We start from the raw sequence: 15,173 nt of genomic DNA, 5'->3' as shown, positions 1-15,173 counted from the left end.
GTAGGGAGTCGGATAGCAGCGTAGTACCTATGAAGTTGGGTAATGCCGATGGAGGAAAGGCTGCTACCAAAATATCAACCTTAATAGGGACACATTTACTACACACAGAGGTAGAATAAATGGAAACAAAACTACTAAGGATAGCAGAATAGTAAAATCAGATAGAAATTAGCTGAGTTCTGTGAATGATAAGTTGGAGGAGCCGTGTGCGTTAATAGCGCAAGCACGGTTCTGGGAGGGGATGGAGTTCGATTTACCGTAAGGTAAAAAGACTCCTTTCTACTCGACTAGTTACATAATTTTCAAAGTCGATATCCAAAAATGGAAATCGACTTTTTTGTTCATCAATAACATTCTACAAAAGAAGGAATTTATAACATTAATATTCAATAACTTGTTTAAAGGGAGGCGATATAATGAATTTGAATGTTTCTGAAATAGTTAGCAATTGGGATATAGCAGTAGTTGATATTCACACGATTTCAAATAAAGTATCCATAATAAGTAATGTTGATGGTAAGAAATATGTATTTAAGCAGAAAACAGGTCCAAAAGATATTGTTAAAGAACATAAACTCCTAGATTATTTAGATTCTATTAATACAAGGGTTCAGCGTCCATTGATTAATAAAAACGGCAAAGATTTTTATGAATATAAAGGTCAATATTTCTCAATTTATGAGTATTTTGAAGGGGAGACAATCACACCTAAGGAATGCCTTCAAGATGTTAATCTTCCTCAATTATTTGGAGGTATAATTGCATCATTACATAAGGCAATGGAGAAATATAATGGTGAAAATGAATTCGCAAAAAGAAACCTCTATACTGTGTATATCTGGGCAATGAACGAAATCAATAATGGTAAGAAAATTAATAAATTAAATACTATTTTCCAAGAATTAGAAGAGGATATTAAAAATATTTCTGAAAGCTTACCAAAACAATTAATCCACAGAGATGCTCACACGACCAATTTTATTACTAAAAAAAATGAATTAGTTGGAATCATTGATTTTGAAATTGCAGAGGAAAATGTTAGGATTTTTGATATTTGTTACTGTGCGACAAGTATTCTAAGTGAAGTTTTTTCAGAACAAACATTAAGGCAAGAGTGGATTATCTTTGTAGATAAATTATTTAGCAGTTATAATTCAATAAATAATTTGTCCGAAAATGAGATTAATTCTGTATGGCATACAATGTTATGTATCCAAACTATTTTTATGGCGTATTTCATAGACTATCCAAGCATTTTTGATATAAATAAAGATATGTTTCTATGGATATATGAAAATAAAAACAAGATTGGAATGAAAATATTAGCCAATTAAAAATGTTTTTTATTCAAATAATGCTTACGTTAGTTGTATAAGAATTACAGTAAAGATCACAAAGAATGTGGTCTTTTTTCATTTTAAAAAATGAGGGATTAATCTTTACTTGTCAGAGTAGTTGAACAGGAAATTGATTAATAATTGGAGAATTATTACAAAAGATGAACTTCTCTCACTTGAAGAAGTTATATTATTATGGAGGTAATCTAATATGAATAAAGTTACTAATACAACTGAAGTTGGTCAAAAGTTAGACATAGGCGGAATGAAATTAAATTATGAGTATTTTGGTGAAAAAAACGAAAATCCAACTTTAGTTTTCGATTCAGGATACGCTTGGACATTAAACAACTGGAATCCAATTAGGGATGAAGTTTCAAAGTTCGCAAAGATGTTTATTTATGACAGGGCAGGTATTGGAGAAAGTGAAACAGATGAAAGACCACGTCATAGTAAACAAATTGTGGAGAATCTTAGAACATTACTGCAAGAAGCAAATGTAAAACCTCCTTATGTTTTAATTGGACACTCATTCGGAGGATTAAATGTTAGATTATATGCAAGTACATATCCAGAAGAGGTAGCTGGAGTAATTCTCTTGGATTCCTGTCACGAGGATCAGAATAAAAAAATGGCTCCTTTATTTAGTAAAGAAGTTTATGAAGATTATATGAGTGGATTTCCTTATGAAAGCTCACTTGAGGTATTTGAAGAAAGTCTAGAACAAATTCGTGCTGCCAAATCATTTGGAAATATCCCACTTATAGTAGTAACCGGAGGTTTACAACCTCACCATACATTGGAATCAATGAATGCTTGGATGTCATTTCAAAAAGAACTTGCTACATTGTCTACAAATAGTAAGCATATCATTGTTGAAGATGCAGGTCACGCTATCCATATTAACAACCCACAAGCTGTTATAAATGTCATTAAGGATATGTTAGAAATAGTTAAACAATGAAAATGAATTGTTAGTTACATAATTTTCTAAGACTGTCATTATTAGACAGTCTTTTTTTAATTGTAGGTTCTGTTATAAAAGATTGTTGATTTTTACCCATTCATAAAATGGTGTTATTATTGCTGAGTAGATACAATCTGTACAACATCAAAAGGAGTGATTTTTATGATTCAAACTATAGCTGAGAAGATACAACAAAGAAGATATCAAATGTTAGTTCATTCATATATCTACTACCATTTGAATGATAATATAATCAGTGATTATGACTTTGATAAGTGGGCAAAAGAGTTAGTTGAAATGACTGAGAAATATCCTAAAGAAGCAAGTGAAGTTGTCTTTCATAAAGAGTTTGAAGGCTTTGATGGGAGTACTGGCGTTAACTTACCTTTGGATATGCCTTGGATACACGATAAATCTATTCAACTAATTAAATATCATAAAAAGAAGTAAATATTATCGAGTATTGATGTAACGGAGTACGAACAAAACGATGGTTTATTCTTTATTAGTGAAATATCAACAATTTACTTTAACAGTGCCAAATTGTAAAAAGTAAATAAAAAAGAATGAGGTTTTAATCCTCATTCTCATATAACTTGCTTCAATTCATATTTCTCAACTTTCCATTTTCCATTTTTATTCGTGATCCAGACTTTCGCTTCATAAGGTATGCTGCTTTTCACTTTATTTGCTATAAGAGAATGGTCAAATTGTATTTCTATCAAAGCAGATCCCGCATCAATTCTTTTATAATAGGACTCTTTTATTTTTACGGTTGAATCATATGTAAAATCAGCTATTTCTGCTGTTGGTTCGTCTTCCTCACTGGGTTTTAACGACTCTAAGTACTTTTCCTTTCCTTTGCTACTTAAAAGATCTAGAGTGGCTTTTTTTGCTTCTTTAAACGTTTTGTTTGTGTAGGTAAACATTGTCTTTATAAAATCTTCACCAGTATATTTCAATTGTTCGTTATTACCTTCAGAAACCTTAAGCTGTGTTTTAAGTTCTGTTATATGTACATCCAATCTTTCTCTTAGTGCCTTTTCCTTGTGATAAACTTTGTAGAAAACGATTGTAGAAGTTAATAAACTAGCGATTATTAAACCAGCAAATATTTGGAAGATAAATTTCATTTGAATCTCTCCTTTTAATTTTTTAAGTAGGGCATAGGATCAACTGGATTGCCATTTAAACGAATCTCGAAATGTAAGTGCATTGCTGTCGAACCGCCGGTATTACCACATCTTCCGATTTCTTGGCCCATTTGGACCGTATCTCCAGTTTTTACACTTATAGCTGATAAATGTCCGAATACAGAAACTACATTATTACCGTAATCAACATAAATGCGTTGTCCATAGCCTTGTTTATGATTATTAGGATTTTCCCATCCTGCTTTTGTTACAGTTCCTTGTTTAACTGAATAAATCGGAATTGCTTCGTTATTACAGCTAAAGTCAGTACCAGCGTGTAATTTCGGAAGTCCTGTGATCGGATGGATACGGAATCCAAAAGGTGAAGTGACTTCGTGATTACCAGAAGGATAAATAAATCCGTATGCATTTGGATTATCCGGTGAACTTCCACCTATTCCTGATCCTTCATAGTAATTAAATACCTTTTCTACATATCCAATATCTCCATAACAGTAGGGTTTTTCTTGCCAATCACTACAACTCCAACCCAATTTTTCTGATTGTAGCTTTGAGAATTCTTTTGCAAGCTCTAAAGTATATCCACTATGCTTTGAAACCACGAAATCAATAAATCCGCCACCGAAATTATAAGATTGTAGTGCCAATTTCACATCGCCATCTGCTTTTGTAATGACGTTTTTAAAGTGAAGTACTCCATATTGAATGCTAATAACCGGAGAGGTGATGGCATTCGGAAGCAATCCAATAGACTCTGAGGACTGCATTGGGTCGCCGCCGCGGCCTCCACTTTCTTGTTGCATTAGAGCCAGCATTATCGGAACATATTGGACAATCCCATTCTCTTCAGCGTACTGTCTAACTATTGGTTCATATCTTAATACCTCAGGTGATACTTTTGCTGTTCCTCCTGATCCATCATTGCTACCTACGTTTAATGTAATGAGTGCGAGCGTTGCAGCTACGCCAACAATGAGAAAAATAATGAGGATGGGAAGGGAACCTACACCAGCAAGTTTTAAAAGTCCCCCAATTTGAGAGACCTTTCTCTGTTCAATAGATTCCATAATTAATCATTCACCTCCAAGCCACTTAACACCCATTTGCCTTTTTTTAAGGAAACATAAGTTTGAAAGTAGAGTTGTTTATCTAGGTACGAACCAGAATCTTTTGTTTCTCTCACAAATGCGATGATTTGCCACGTTTTACGATGGTCAATAATGTCATCCATTGGAGTAGCTTGTAATTTAAGTATCTTACGACTGTAGTTCGTTTCTGAAGGGTTAGCATACATTAATTTGTGATATAAACCTTCATTTGTAATTGGCTCTACATTCTCTAAAAACGACTCAAAATGCTTTGGTAACAGCGTTACATAGCTTTGTACAAAGCTTTCTGCTACTTTTTTAGATTCTGTAATCACTTCCGGTTGTTGATCCTCCTCATTGTCACGATGTGGGAGGATTTTTTCTTCTTTCTTTTCTTTAATAGTTGTTACTGTAGCAGTTGATTTCTTTAATGGACCCTTATCTTTATTTTGGATAAAAAAAGCGATAAGGGAGCCGATAAATACGACTCCGATAATAATATAAATAAGGTTTTTCTTTGTTAATTTCATTGTCCTACCTCCACTGGAGCAAATAATGTATCTCCATAAGAAGGTTTTAAATTCAAGTATTTCTGTTCGATTGGTGTAATGACTGTACGCATTTCAACGTGTTTTGTTTTTACCACGTGCAAGCAATATCCTCTAGGTTTGTTACCAGATAAGATGTTCCGTTCACTCTCAGAGAATGATTCGAAGTTTTGCTCTAGTTCCAGCAAATCATTCTTCGACAATCGCATAAAAATCTTGAACTGCGAATTATTGATCAAAGAGCTGCCGTGTTTTCCAATGCTCAAAAAATCAGAAACATTTTGAGTCGCTGTCACTAAGTAGCCACTGTATTTTCGAATTCTTTTAGCCATTGAATACAAGAAAAATAAACTTTGTGGATTCTTTTCGTCGGCCAATAACCAGAGCTCATCTACAACTAGCGAAACGCGTTCATTTCGGTCTTTTTTACACTCTTCCCACAAATCACCTAGAAGTAAGTGCATAATCGGTTTTTGTAAACTCTCATCAAGTTCATTAATATCAAGTACATTAATTTCTTTATCCAGGGACCAGTTAGTCTGATTATTGAAGATGCCAGCATACACACCAGTTATATAAGGTCTAAGAGTTCCTCTAACTTGTTCCATCCCCTCCATATCCTTAAGCACTTCATCTAAAGTACTTAAAGTAGGGAACTTTGGAGGTAATTGATGAATCTCTTCTTTTAATGATAAACCGTAATATTCGTAGGACTTTGTAATTGCTTCAAGTAAGTTTGCTTGCTCTAAACTATTCATTTCTGGAATGATCCACTTGAAAAACGTCAACATATCACTGATTTTTCTAGGTAGATAATCTTTAATATTCGTTGATTCTAATAATTCGTCATCTGAATCTAGAACCGTACTACGAATATGGAATGGATTTGTAACAAATGGTGAACCAGGTTTAAAGATAATTCGATTTGCTCCAGGAAGTATGTGGTATTCTCTCTCTGGATCAATGATAAATTGTCGTTTACACTTACCGAAACAGTGTTCGCGAAAGATATGCATCTTTAGAAATGCTGATTTTCCTGAACCACTCTCTCCCAAAATCGACAAATTGGAATTGTTATATTTTGAATTATCCCAAGCATCATAGATAACTGGTGACTCACTTTTAACATTTAAACCTACGAATAAGCCTGTATTTTCATTTAGTTCTGCTGAGTTAAATGGAACCATTGAAGCCACTAGTTCAGCATAGAATGGCCAACTGTAACGTTTTTCAATATCTTCGTTTTTATATCCTAAAGGAAGTGAATAGAAGAAACAGTTAGGATTCTGTGGGATTCTCTTTGATTTTAATCGGTTTGCTTTAATACTAGATTCTAGTCTTTTACAAGCTGATGTTAGCTTTTCTTCATTTTCTTCACGAACTGTTAAGATTATGGAACTGTTAAATAAGTTCTCACTATCATCTGATAAACGATCTAGCAATCTTTCTAAGCTTTTAATCTCTGTTTCATATTTTCGTTTTATTGAAACTGGTAGTTTTCCTAATAGTCTCGTCTGGAGCTCTCTTATTTGTCTGTCGATTCGTTCAATCTGATCACCTTTATCTGTTGATTCTAGTGATATCGAGATGTCCAAGTTTGCTCTGCAATTCATAATGCCATCTAACCAACCAGCTTCTACTGATTTAGGAAAATAGGATATTGTGTAAAAGGCGTAATGCATACCATCAATTTGTAAGCTATTTTTCTGTACAAAGTCTGGTGGCTGCCAAGCCGTAAGGTCCATTTCTGGTTCATAAGGTTGTGTTAATTTCGTATTAGGAGAGAACTTGTTATACACTAACTCCTTAACTTCTTCTTCCTTAATTGGAATAGCATTCATTCCAGCACTTTTAAGGTTTTCAATGATGTTTTTCGATAGGTCATAAAGTGTTTTTAACGCTTCGTGATATTCTTTTTCGTTTGATTCAACCACCATATAGAAATTGTGGATGTTTCTTGCTTTTAACGAGTAATCGTAAAGGTATTCTTGCATTGAACGTGTTACATCAATCTTTAATTCATCGTTTTCCGAAGAAGCTTTTTCATTTAATTCATTTAAGTACTCATTGATATCCACTGAATCTGATGAAATTAAGATTTGGCATCTTTGTCCTGTAATGTGAGTATTTAATGCAGCTCTTAGTTTGTTCACTACTTTTTGTGTGCCTTGTTCATCTAACAGATCCAGGTTAACCGGATCTGTTATCTTGATGACCATTTTATAGCGATTGTCAGTTGTGCGAATAACCTCGTTTTCAAAACCTTCTACTGGGATCTCAATGAATTTTTGACCTCTTAACTTTGCTAGTAAGCTATTTTTCTTTCCTTGTTTTTTCTTATTTTTTGATGTCAATGTAAACATATTTTTTTGATTCTTCATTTTCCGTTCCTCCCCATTTAGGTGTGATTTTTTTGTTCACTAAGCTTTTATTGAAAGCTAATAATAGTAGTTGGTAATTGCTATACCCCGTCTTATCATCTACTTCAAGGGAAATATATGTAATTAAAGTGACTAATCCTGAAATGACAAATGAGGTAAATGATTTTCCAAAAAGAAAGAATGTGAGCCCTGAAAGAGAAGAAGGGATGAGAATCATAGATACCCATCCCTTTACATTGAGCTTCAAAAATAATCCACTTACTCTCACATTCCTTGGGATTTCATAAGTGATTTTTTTATCGTTCATATTAAACTCCTTTTTATCTTTTAAATGAGAATCTCATCATTGCCATACGACCGATTCCAGCACTAGCTCCACCAATTCCTGAGCTAAACAACCACTGTTTGATTACGTGTGGACCACAAATTCCTACAATAATGAAGGCAAGCGATAACATCAGCATCTCAAATGTTCCAACAGATGCTGTCCAAACGATTAGTGCGAAAGACAACATATGGATTACTTGGGTGAAGATAACTGCTGTTAAACTCATTAAAAATGATTTAAATACACCAGATTTATTTGCGTATGTAGCCATAAAGATTGGTCCAGCGATCATTGCAATTACCAGGTGAGCGAATCTAATCATTGAGGCGATGCTAAACACTAAGCAACCTATTCCAAATACAAGAACCACAAACAAAATGTGCAGTGATGCTGTTGCTAGTCCGGCAGATGGTGAGATTTTATCAACAACTTGACCAGCTGCGTTCACATCTACGTTGAAAGCTCCTATCCACTCAATCAATTCGTTTGTAATCGGAAAGATAAATTTTGTTAGGAACGGTTTAAAGCTCCAAACCATCACGAGAGTGATGACAAAATTTCCGATTATTTCGGAGTAGTTGACATCACTCTCTTCGGTTACAAGATCTTTATAAGCATTTAGTAATCGAAGATAGAAAAAAACAACTGCTACTGAAGAACCAATAGCTTGAGTGCCTATCATTAGTTCATCGAAATGAGGTATTTTATTGAAGTTTGTAGGATTAGCTACATACTCACTCATATACTTCATTCCAGATGTGATGAAATCCGAGGCGACATCAGACATAAAGTTTCTTATAATCTCCATCGCCGAATCTACGGGATCTAAAAAATTCAATTCATCAACTCCTTGGAGCAAGTTAACTTGCGTAAAAGACTAAAAAAAATATTACTTTAGGTAACCCATAATTACGCCTGCTAAATATGTTCCAGAAACTGCAATCGCACATCCGATGGCAGCTTTTTTCAATAAATCAAAAGCAGCCTTCGCTTCGTGTGGATCATCACTACTAGCGTACTTAATGCCACTTTTTGTGGCGACGACGCCTAAAATCGGTAGTGACAAAAGAGCCAACCAACCGGACAGGGCGGTGATGAGATTTCCCAAATTCGTGATAATATCCATTTGTTTTCCTCCTTGAAAATGTAATTTGTTTATACTCTTATTATTACACAAGTTAACTTGCATAACAACTAAAAAAATTCGTCAAATTCCTACATTTTAAAAGGTTTTTGAGTGCTTTTTGGGTGTGAAGGCGGTGTTGAAAGGAGCACTTAAGAGGGCATTTTTTTGTGCTAAACTTGATCAATCACATACGCAAAGGGGATAGTGCTTTTTGGTACGTTTGGCGTATGTTTGAGTAAAAAGCGCACAAAAAAACTAGATTGTCAAAGGGCAAACGGAGCGTAGTGAGTATTCCCTTTGATAATCTAGCCGACAGCAAACCATCTGTTCTGGATAGAAGTTAATTTAATCTTTATTTTTCTTTTCACGATTACGTAATTGAATTCCTGATTTAGTTAAAACAGTTTCCCAATCGCTATATGTACCGACCCAATAATTACCCATTTTTTTAGGAGAAGAATATCCTAGTTCACTTGCTCTTTTTGCAAGTCGAGTCCCCCAGGAATTATCTTTTCCTTTCAGATCCGCATATTCTTTCGCAGTTAAAATTGTATTTTCATCCGACAAGTTTTACACCCCTTTACCTCTTTTTCTCTCCTTTAAATTTAACATAAATATTATATCTGCAAAAATGAAAGTTTCACGTTGGATAGTATTTATATAAGGTACTTCGTTAATTATTTTGAATTTCCTTTATGCATTTTATAATGCCTAATAATTTTCTTTATGCTCAGATTTTGATTTCTTTCCAATTTTATTGTTTTTGAATTCACGCGAAGCGAAAACCAAAGGGCAAGGTCAAAACCAATCAAAAGATCAAAACCCTGACCTGTCTCACGTTAAGTGAGAAGGTAATGCAGAGTTAAACTTGTCATCCAATTGTCATTGGATGCAAGTAAAATGGGATATTTCCGGAATTATTTTTTGGTTATTGATTTCATTTTGGAATCATAGTATGATAGCGTTACTAACGCAAGTTAACTTGTGTAAGACTGTATATAAGGAGTGAAGAAATGACTAAGGTATCTGTAACTTTTCGAATGGATCCAAAAATGCTTTTACTCTTAAGGAAGATTGCAAAAGAAGATTTTGGAAGCGAATCAAAGAAAGTAATGGCTTTAGAGAATGCTATTTTAGCATATCATTCTCAACGCCTTCGACCGACAGAAGCTGATGCCATTTTATCTGTCACAGAACAAATGTTGATTGAAACTTTGGAACAACGATTGGAATCCATTGGGAAAAACATCGTTAATAGAATTGGTAATTTAACTGCCAAAAATGTTTATGAAACTTGTTTAACTTCTTTACTTGTTGAAGATGTACATCAGAAGGCCGGCTTTAATAAAAACCATTATGAGATGCAACGAAAAGAAGCAGCTATTCGTATGAAAAAGAAATATGACAAAGCAGGTTTAGAAGAGGTAGGAGGTGCAATAGAAGAAAATGAACACTTAAGAGAAGTTAACACGAATGTTAACGCTCGACTAGAAAAAGCTACTGAGGTTTTTGATCAGATGAACACACAGATCCAAACGCTGGAAAGTGATAAAGAACAACTACAGAATCAACTTCAACAGAAAGAATCACATCAAAAGAATCTACAAACTTGGGTTAATGAATTCACACAACACCTCATCCAGAACTATAGCCGTCTCAAAACCAACAGCGCTTTAACTGAAGAATTTATCAAACAAAATCCTGTCCCAAAGGAGCAATCATAGTATGGTTGCGACTGTTAAAGTGCTTCGGTATATCCGGTATAACGGTTCAACTAAACCAATCCAAAGAGCAAAAGCACATATTAAATACATCGAAGCTGATCGCGAGAAGCACCGCGAGAAACCCGTTTTATTTAACGGAAAAGAAGATAAAGTGGATAGAAAAGAATTCTTTAAACGAATTGAAGAACAACCCCGAAATGGAGTTGTTATGCACAAGATGGTCCTCACGATGAGCGAAGACGAGCAAATACGCCTCAAAATTGATATGAAAGAATTAACCAGAGATACAATGGCATCATTTCAAAGAAAGATTGGAAGGCGTTTAGACTGGGGTGCTGGATATCATTCCGATCCGAATCATCCCCACGTGCATATTTTTTTTCGCGGGAGATCTGAAGATGGACGACAAGTTGGTATTTATCCGATTCACGTTAAGATGCTTAAAGAGATAGCAGAACACGAAAAAAGATTACAAGTAGAGCGAAACTTCTCCAGGGAAGAAGCAAGGGATATTTTAAAGGAGCTTGATAAAGAAAGGGAACGAACATATACAACTGAATATAGCAAAACCCAAGATTATCAACCTTCATCTCCTTCTTCCGAATTGGGTTTCTCAAAGAATATGATTAATACGGTGGAACAGCTACTTAAGCAAAGTCATCGTGATATGGAACGTATTCAACGAAAGGCCTGGAGGCAAATTGAACAGGAAGCAGAACGAGAAAAATCAAAAGGAAGAGGGATGAGTCGATGAAATTAAAAGATAACAGATGGATCATACGTGTTGGAATGTTTATTTCATTAGGATTTGCTTTTAATTTATTGATACTAGGGTATCTGATATTGCTTGTAGGTTATATGAAAACAAACAAAATTGAGGGGTTAAGTATTCTGTTAGATTCATTAACTAAAACGCCATTAGCCCCATTTAAAACGCTTATATGGGGAACTGGAGGAGATGAATCTACTCAATTTGCACATACGCTTTATACAAATATTAAGGTCCAAGGAATTTACTGGTTAGCTTATTCCGTTTTCTTTTCAAAAATGCTCTTTGGTAAATCTAAAAGATTCAGTAAGATTGATGCTTCCAAACACGGCATTCACGGAAAAGCTAGATGGGCCAATAATAAAGAAATAAAACAAAGATTCCAGCAGTCAGAAAAAGGAATGATTGTAGGAGGATTTAACGGAAAACAGTGTATTCAAGAACTTACCAATCAAAACAACCAAATGGTCATAGTTTATGGTGGATCAGGCAGTGGGAAGACTTCAGGCTACTCAATCCCTAACATCTTACATATTTCTGAAACAATGGGTAACAGCTTTGTGGTAACTGATCCAAAAGGAGATATTTATAATGCTACAGTGCCTCATTTAAAGTCTTTAGGATATGAAGTAGTTCGTGTTAATCTTTTAGATTTTCTCAAATCAGACAGATATAACCCCCTTCATTACGTAAATAGTGGAACAGAAGCTATTACATTGGTTAATACGATAATGAAAAATACCGGTGAAGAAAAGAAGAGTGATTTTTGGGAGAAGGCAGAGCGTAGTTTATATGCAGCATTAATTTTGTATCTAAAAGAAGCTAGCCCAATTGAAGAGCAACATCTATCAAACGTATTAAAATTAGGGTTGCAAATCGGAAAAGACCCAGAATATCTAGATACATTATTCGAAGGTTTACCGGATGATTCGGAAGCAAAAACATTCTATCGTATCTTTAGTTTATCGGAAGATAAAACACGTTCCGGTATCTTAGTCGGGTTTGGTGTAAGGTTACAATTATGGGCTATCAAAGAGATCCAACAGCTTACAGGAAGCAGTGACTTTACATTGAAAGACTTAGGTAAGAAAAAAATGGCTCTATTCATTCTTACCAGAGATGAAGAATCAACATTTGATTTGATTACAGCAATTGTCGTGGACCAAGTGTTTCAAGAGCTTGTAAAAGAGGCTAGAACACGACCTAATCATCGTTTAGATGTACCAGTAAGATTGATATTAGACGAAATTGCGAACATTGCTCCTATTAATGATTTGCAAAAGCGTGTTTCAGTAATGAGATCCCGCGGAGTTTACATTAATCTGATTTTCCAAGGGATGCAACAGTTTAAAAATCGTTATGGAGAAGGTATTGTAGCTGAAATCAGCGATAGTTGCGATAATTTAATCGTTCTTCAAGCTAATGACAGTTCAACAGCCGTACCAGTTTCAAAGATGTTAGGTTCTACAACAATCTTAACGAATTCAGTCTCACAAAGCCAAAATGACCGTGGTTCAAGTAATGGTTTAAATTATTCGATGACTGGAATGGACCTTATGAGGCCTGAAGATGTTCGTAATAAAGATGATCGTAAATTGATTCTGATTCAAAAAGGTCAGCCACCAGCTTTCCTGGATAAATATTTCTTCTTTGAACAAAAGAAATGGCAAAATATTAAACAAACAAACTGGGCTGATGAGCCGGATCGCAGGTTCCAAGAAGTAATTAATATTACTCCGAAGCCTGTAATAGAAGAATTTGAGGAAGAAAAAGAAGAACAACCAATCGATTTATTTGTTTAATAGCAAGAGGACCGTATAATAAAGAATTTCAACATTGAAAAACGTGTGGTCTAAGTGTACCGCACGTCTTTTTCTTGTTTTAGGCTACGTCTAAACAATTAGAATAACAACCCTAGGAGGTTTTGAAAAAAGTGGGAAAACAATTAACATATGAAGAAGTAAAAAAATTGTTTGAAGAACGTAATTACGAACTATTAGAAACTGTTTATAAAAATAGTAAAACGAAAATGCAGTATCGTTGCCCACTTCATCCAGATAAAGAAACAAGTATAAATATAAACAATCTTAAAAGTGGCTACGGTTGCCCTTATTGTGCAGGGAAAATAATAACATATGAAGAAGCAATCGAGGAATTTGAAAAGCGTGGATACGAATTGTTAGAGAAAAGATATATAAATATTAAAACTAAAATGAGATACAAATGTCCAGAACACCCGAACAAAGAAACAAAAATAACTCTTGGTGATTTAAAACAAGGATACGGTTGTAAATATTGTTATAACGATAAAACTAAAAAAAGAATGACAAAACACACATTAGAAGCAGCGAAAGAAATATTTAAAAAATCTGGATATGAATTATTGGAAACTGAATATCAAAATAATTACACCCCTATGAGATATAGATGTCCGAAACATCCAGAAAAAATTATGAAGACTAGGTTAAGTGATATTAAAAACGGACACGGTTGTAATTATTGTGGTAGGGAAGAAGCTCATTCTAAAACTAGATTATCTTTCGAAAGTGTTAAAGCTGAATTTGAAAAGCGAGGTTATGAATTACTCGAGACAGATTATAAAAACGATAGTACTAAAATGAAGTATAGATGTCCGAAGCATCCCGAGAAAGACACGCGAATTAGATTTAATAGCTTAAGGGATGGTAAAGGTTGTAGATATTGTCAATATGAATACTTATCAGAAATAAGTAAAGGGGAAAATGGTAACAATTGGAAGGGTGGATTATCCTCATTGAACACCTTTTTAAGAGATAAGACGAAACAATGGAAATACGAATGTTTCAATAAATATAATGGTAGGTGTTTTATAACTAATAATAAAGGCAGAGATTTACAAGTTCATCATCCGATCCCCTTCCATAAATTGCGTAATTTAGCTCTAGAAGCTGCTCGTTTGGAAATTAGAGAAAATATTTCTCTGTACACTTCAGAAGAATTAGAGAGAATTGAAATCGAGTTTAAAAAAATTCACAATCAATATGAGGGTGTACTAATGAAAAAGAAAATACACGATTTGTTCCATAAAATTTATGGGGATAATGTTACAATGGAACACATATATGATTTTAAAATTAGGTACAATTCGGGAGAATTTAAACAAACAATGGCAGTAAAAGTGAATGAACAACTTAATCTATTCGCTTAAAGTAATAAGAAAAGGACCGCAATCATTATGCGGTCTTATTTTTGTTTTATCCTCTTAAAAATAAGCTTAATTCCAAAATACATTGAACCAATAAAGATAAGAAAAAGTAATACCTGGCAAATTGCGATCCATACTGTCAAATCCAATTAACAACACCCTTTTTTAAAAGATTTTTATTAACCTTAGTATATTAATTACCGTTTTCGATGCGTTAAAACCCTCATCTCAAGCACATAAATTGTTTTTTTCTTTTTTGTCACATTGATAAAAAAGTGTTTATACTCGTTTATGAAAATTCTTGAAGCGTCCGAAGTAATTACGGCCAAATATGTTGGTGTTCGAGTCCTTTTATGGTGTTCGGAATTGCGTACAGTAGAATTGTTCCGGAATATATAAATAAAAGAGCCAGGTATCCATCTGACTCTTTTTTCAATCGCACACGAATACAAAATTAAAAATATTTAGATCCAGATATGGGATCTGGTTTCTTTTTTACTATCCATTTTTTCTTATAACTACAGGTTTTTTTCTAAAAAACTACAAATATTTCTCATAAAGTAATCA

Annotated in this window: 15 protein-coding genes; 7 read left to right on the top strand and 8 right to left on the bottom strand. The window is 34.1% G+C overall.

What is annotated here, in order from left to right; translation table 11 throughout:
- The first annotated feature begins 416 nt into the window (after nt 1–416).
- The 3 genes from CN514_RS07670 (at nt 417) to CN514_RS07660 (ending at nt 2,754) form a co-directional block, all read left to right on the top strand.
- A complete protein-coding gene (locus tag CN514_RS07670) occupies nt 417–1,334 on the top strand; it encodes a phosphotransferase (RefSeq protein ID WP_098232096.1) in 918 nt (305 codons plus the stop codon).
- Nucleotides 1,335–1,548: 214 nt separating this feature from the next.
- Nucleotides 1,549–2,301: an alpha/beta fold hydrolase gene (locus CN514_RS07665; RefSeq protein WP_098232095.1), complete on the top strand. Its 753-nt coding sequence runs from the start codon at nt 1,549–1,551 to the stop codon at nt 2,299–2,301.
- 165 nt (nt 2,302–2,466) lie between these two features.
- Nucleotides 2,467–2,754, top strand: coding sequence for a DNA ligase LigA-related protein (locus CN514_RS07660; RefSeq protein WP_098232094.1), 288 nt, complete (start codon nt 2,467–2,469; stop codon nt 2,752–2,754).
- Nucleotides 2,755–2,891: 137 nt separating this feature from the next.
- On the opposite strand, the gene CN514_RS07655 is transcribed toward CN514_RS07660, so the two are convergent.
- The 8 genes from CN514_RS07655 to CN514_RS07620 form a co-directional block, all read right to left on the bottom strand.
- Nucleotides 2,892–3,437 (bottom strand): hypothetical protein, encoded by a 546-nt coding sequence (locus CN514_RS07655; protein ID WP_098232093.1) that lies wholly within the window; start codon nt 3,435–3,437, stop codon nt 2,892–2,894.
- A 14-nt stretch (nt 3,438–3,451) separates the two neighbouring features.
- A complete protein-coding gene (locus tag CN514_RS07650; RefSeq protein WP_098232092.1) occupies nt 3,452–4,525 on the bottom strand; it encodes a lysozyme family protein in 1,074 nt (357 codons plus the stop codon).
- A 2-nt stretch (nt 4,526–4,527) separates the two neighbouring features.
- Complete coding sequence (locus CN514_RS07645; RefSeq protein ID WP_098232091.1) at nt 4,528–5,076, bottom strand: hypothetical protein; 549 nt, start codon at nt 5,074–5,076, stop codon at nt 4,528–4,530.
- Nucleotides 5,073–7,475 carry a TraG/VirB4 family ATPase gene (locus CN514_RS07640; protein WP_098232090.1) on the bottom strand — a complete coding sequence of 801 codons (2,403 nt, stop codon included), beginning with the start codon at nt 7,473–7,475 and terminating at the stop codon, nt 5,073–5,075. Before CN514_RS07640 ends, CN514_RS07645 begins: the two co-directional genes overlap by 4 nt.
- Entirely contained in the window at nt 7,432–7,782 is a 351-nt protein-coding gene (locus CN514_RS07635) for a hypothetical protein (protein WP_098232089.1), read from the bottom strand. The genes CN514_RS07640 and CN514_RS07635 overlap by 44 nt, the downstream gene beginning before the upstream one ends.
- A 13-nt stretch (nt 7,783–7,795) precedes the next feature.
- Nucleotides 7,796–8,641: a conjugal transfer protein TrbL family protein gene (locus CN514_RS07630; RefSeq protein WP_098232088.1), complete on the bottom strand. Its 846-nt coding sequence runs from the start codon at nt 8,639–8,641 to the stop codon at nt 7,796–7,798.
- A gap of 51 nt (nt 8,642–8,692) precedes the next feature.
- Entirely contained in the window at nt 8,693–8,929 is a 237-nt protein-coding gene (locus tag CN514_RS07625) for a pilin (RefSeq protein WP_098232087.1), read from the bottom strand.
- Between the two features lie 345 nt (nt 8,930–9,274).
- Nucleotides 9,275–9,496 carry a hypothetical protein gene (locus CN514_RS07620; protein WP_098232086.1) on the bottom strand — a complete coding sequence of 74 codons (222 nt, stop codon included), beginning with the start codon at nt 9,494–9,496 and terminating at the stop codon, nt 9,275–9,277.
- Between the two features lie 446 nt (nt 9,497–9,942).
- Between CN514_RS07620 and CN514_RS07615 the strand changes: the two genes are divergently transcribed.
- From CN514_RS07615 to CN514_RS07600, 4 genes are all read left to right on the top strand, one after another.
- On the top strand, nt 9,943–10,653 hold the full coding sequence (locus tag CN514_RS07615) for a hypothetical protein (protein WP_098232085.1): 711 nt from the start codon (nt 9,943–9,945) through the stop codon (nt 10,651–10,653).
- Nucleotide 10,654: 1 nt separating this feature from the next.
- A complete protein-coding gene (locus tag CN514_RS07610; RefSeq protein ID WP_098232084.1) occupies nt 10,655–11,407 on the top strand; it encodes a relaxase in 753 nt (250 codons plus the stop codon).
- Entirely contained in the window at nt 11,404–13,224 is a 1,821-nt protein-coding gene (locus CN514_RS07605; protein ID WP_098232083.1) for a VirD4-like conjugal transfer protein, CD1115 family, read from the top strand. The genes CN514_RS07610 and CN514_RS07605 overlap by 4 nt, the downstream gene beginning before the upstream one ends.
- A gap of 131 nt (nt 13,225–13,355) precedes the next feature.
- Nucleotides 13,356–14,609, top strand: a complete 1,254-nt coding sequence (locus tag CN514_RS07600) for a DUF723 domain-containing protein (RefSeq protein WP_098232082.1) — start codon at nt 13,356–13,358, stop codon at nt 14,607–14,609.
- Nucleotides 14,610–15,173 lie beyond the last annotated feature (564 nt).

The sequence above is a fragment of the Bacillus sp. AFS001701 genome, from assembly GCF_002559405.1.
Classification (GTDB): Bacteria; Bacillota; Bacilli; order Bacillales; family Bacillaceae_G; genus Gottfriedia.
The sequence above is the reverse complement of the archived record's forward strand: the minus strand, read 5'-3'. Positions and strand labels throughout refer to the sequence as shown.

Excerpts from the sequence above, each read along its gene's own strand:
- CN514_RS07610 (WP_098232084.1), top strand. The coding sequence starts at position 10,655 with ATGGTTGCGACTGTTAAAGTGCTTCGGTATATCCGGTATAACGGTTCA.
- CN514_RS07635 (WP_098232089.1), bottom strand. The coding sequence starts at position 7,782 with ATGAACGATAAAAAAATCACTTATGAAATCCCAAGGAATGTGAGAGTA.
- CN514_RS07655 (WP_098232093.1), bottom strand. The coding sequence starts at position 3,437 with ATGAAATTTATCTTCCAAATATTTGCTGGTTTAATAATCGCTAGTTTA.
- CN514_RS07650 (WP_098232092.1), bottom strand. The coding sequence starts at position 4,525 with ATGGAATCTATTGAACAGAGAAAGGTCTCTCAAATTGGGGGACTTTTA.
- CN514_RS07605 (WP_098232083.1), top strand. The coding sequence starts at position 11,404 with ATGAAATTAAAAGATAACAGATGGATCATACGTGTTGGAATGTTTATT.
- CN514_RS07665 (WP_098232095.1), top strand. The coding sequence starts at position 1,549 with ATGAATAAAGTTACTAATACAACTGAAGTTGGTCAAAAGTTAGACATA.
- CN514_RS07670 (WP_098232096.1), top strand. The coding sequence starts at position 417 with ATGAATTTGAATGTTTCTGAAATAGTTAGCAATTGGGATATAGCAGTA.
- CN514_RS07645 (WP_098232091.1), bottom strand. The coding sequence starts at position 5,076 with ATGAAATTAACAAAGAAAAACCTTATTTATATTATTATCGGAGTCGTA.
- CN514_RS07615 (WP_098232085.1), top strand. The coding sequence starts at position 9,943 with ATGACTAAGGTATCTGTAACTTTTCGAATGGATCCAAAAATGCTTTTA.
- CN514_RS07640 (WP_098232090.1), bottom strand. The coding sequence starts at position 7,475 with ATGAAGAATCAAAAAAATATGTTTACATTGACATCAAAAAATAAGAAA.
- CN514_RS07660 (WP_098232094.1), top strand. The coding sequence starts at position 2,467 with ATGATTCAAACTATAGCTGAGAAGATACAACAAAGAAGATATCAAATG.
- CN514_RS07625 (WP_098232087.1), bottom strand. The coding sequence starts at position 8,929 with ATGGATATTATCACGAATTTGGGAAATCTCATCACCGCCCTGTCCGGT.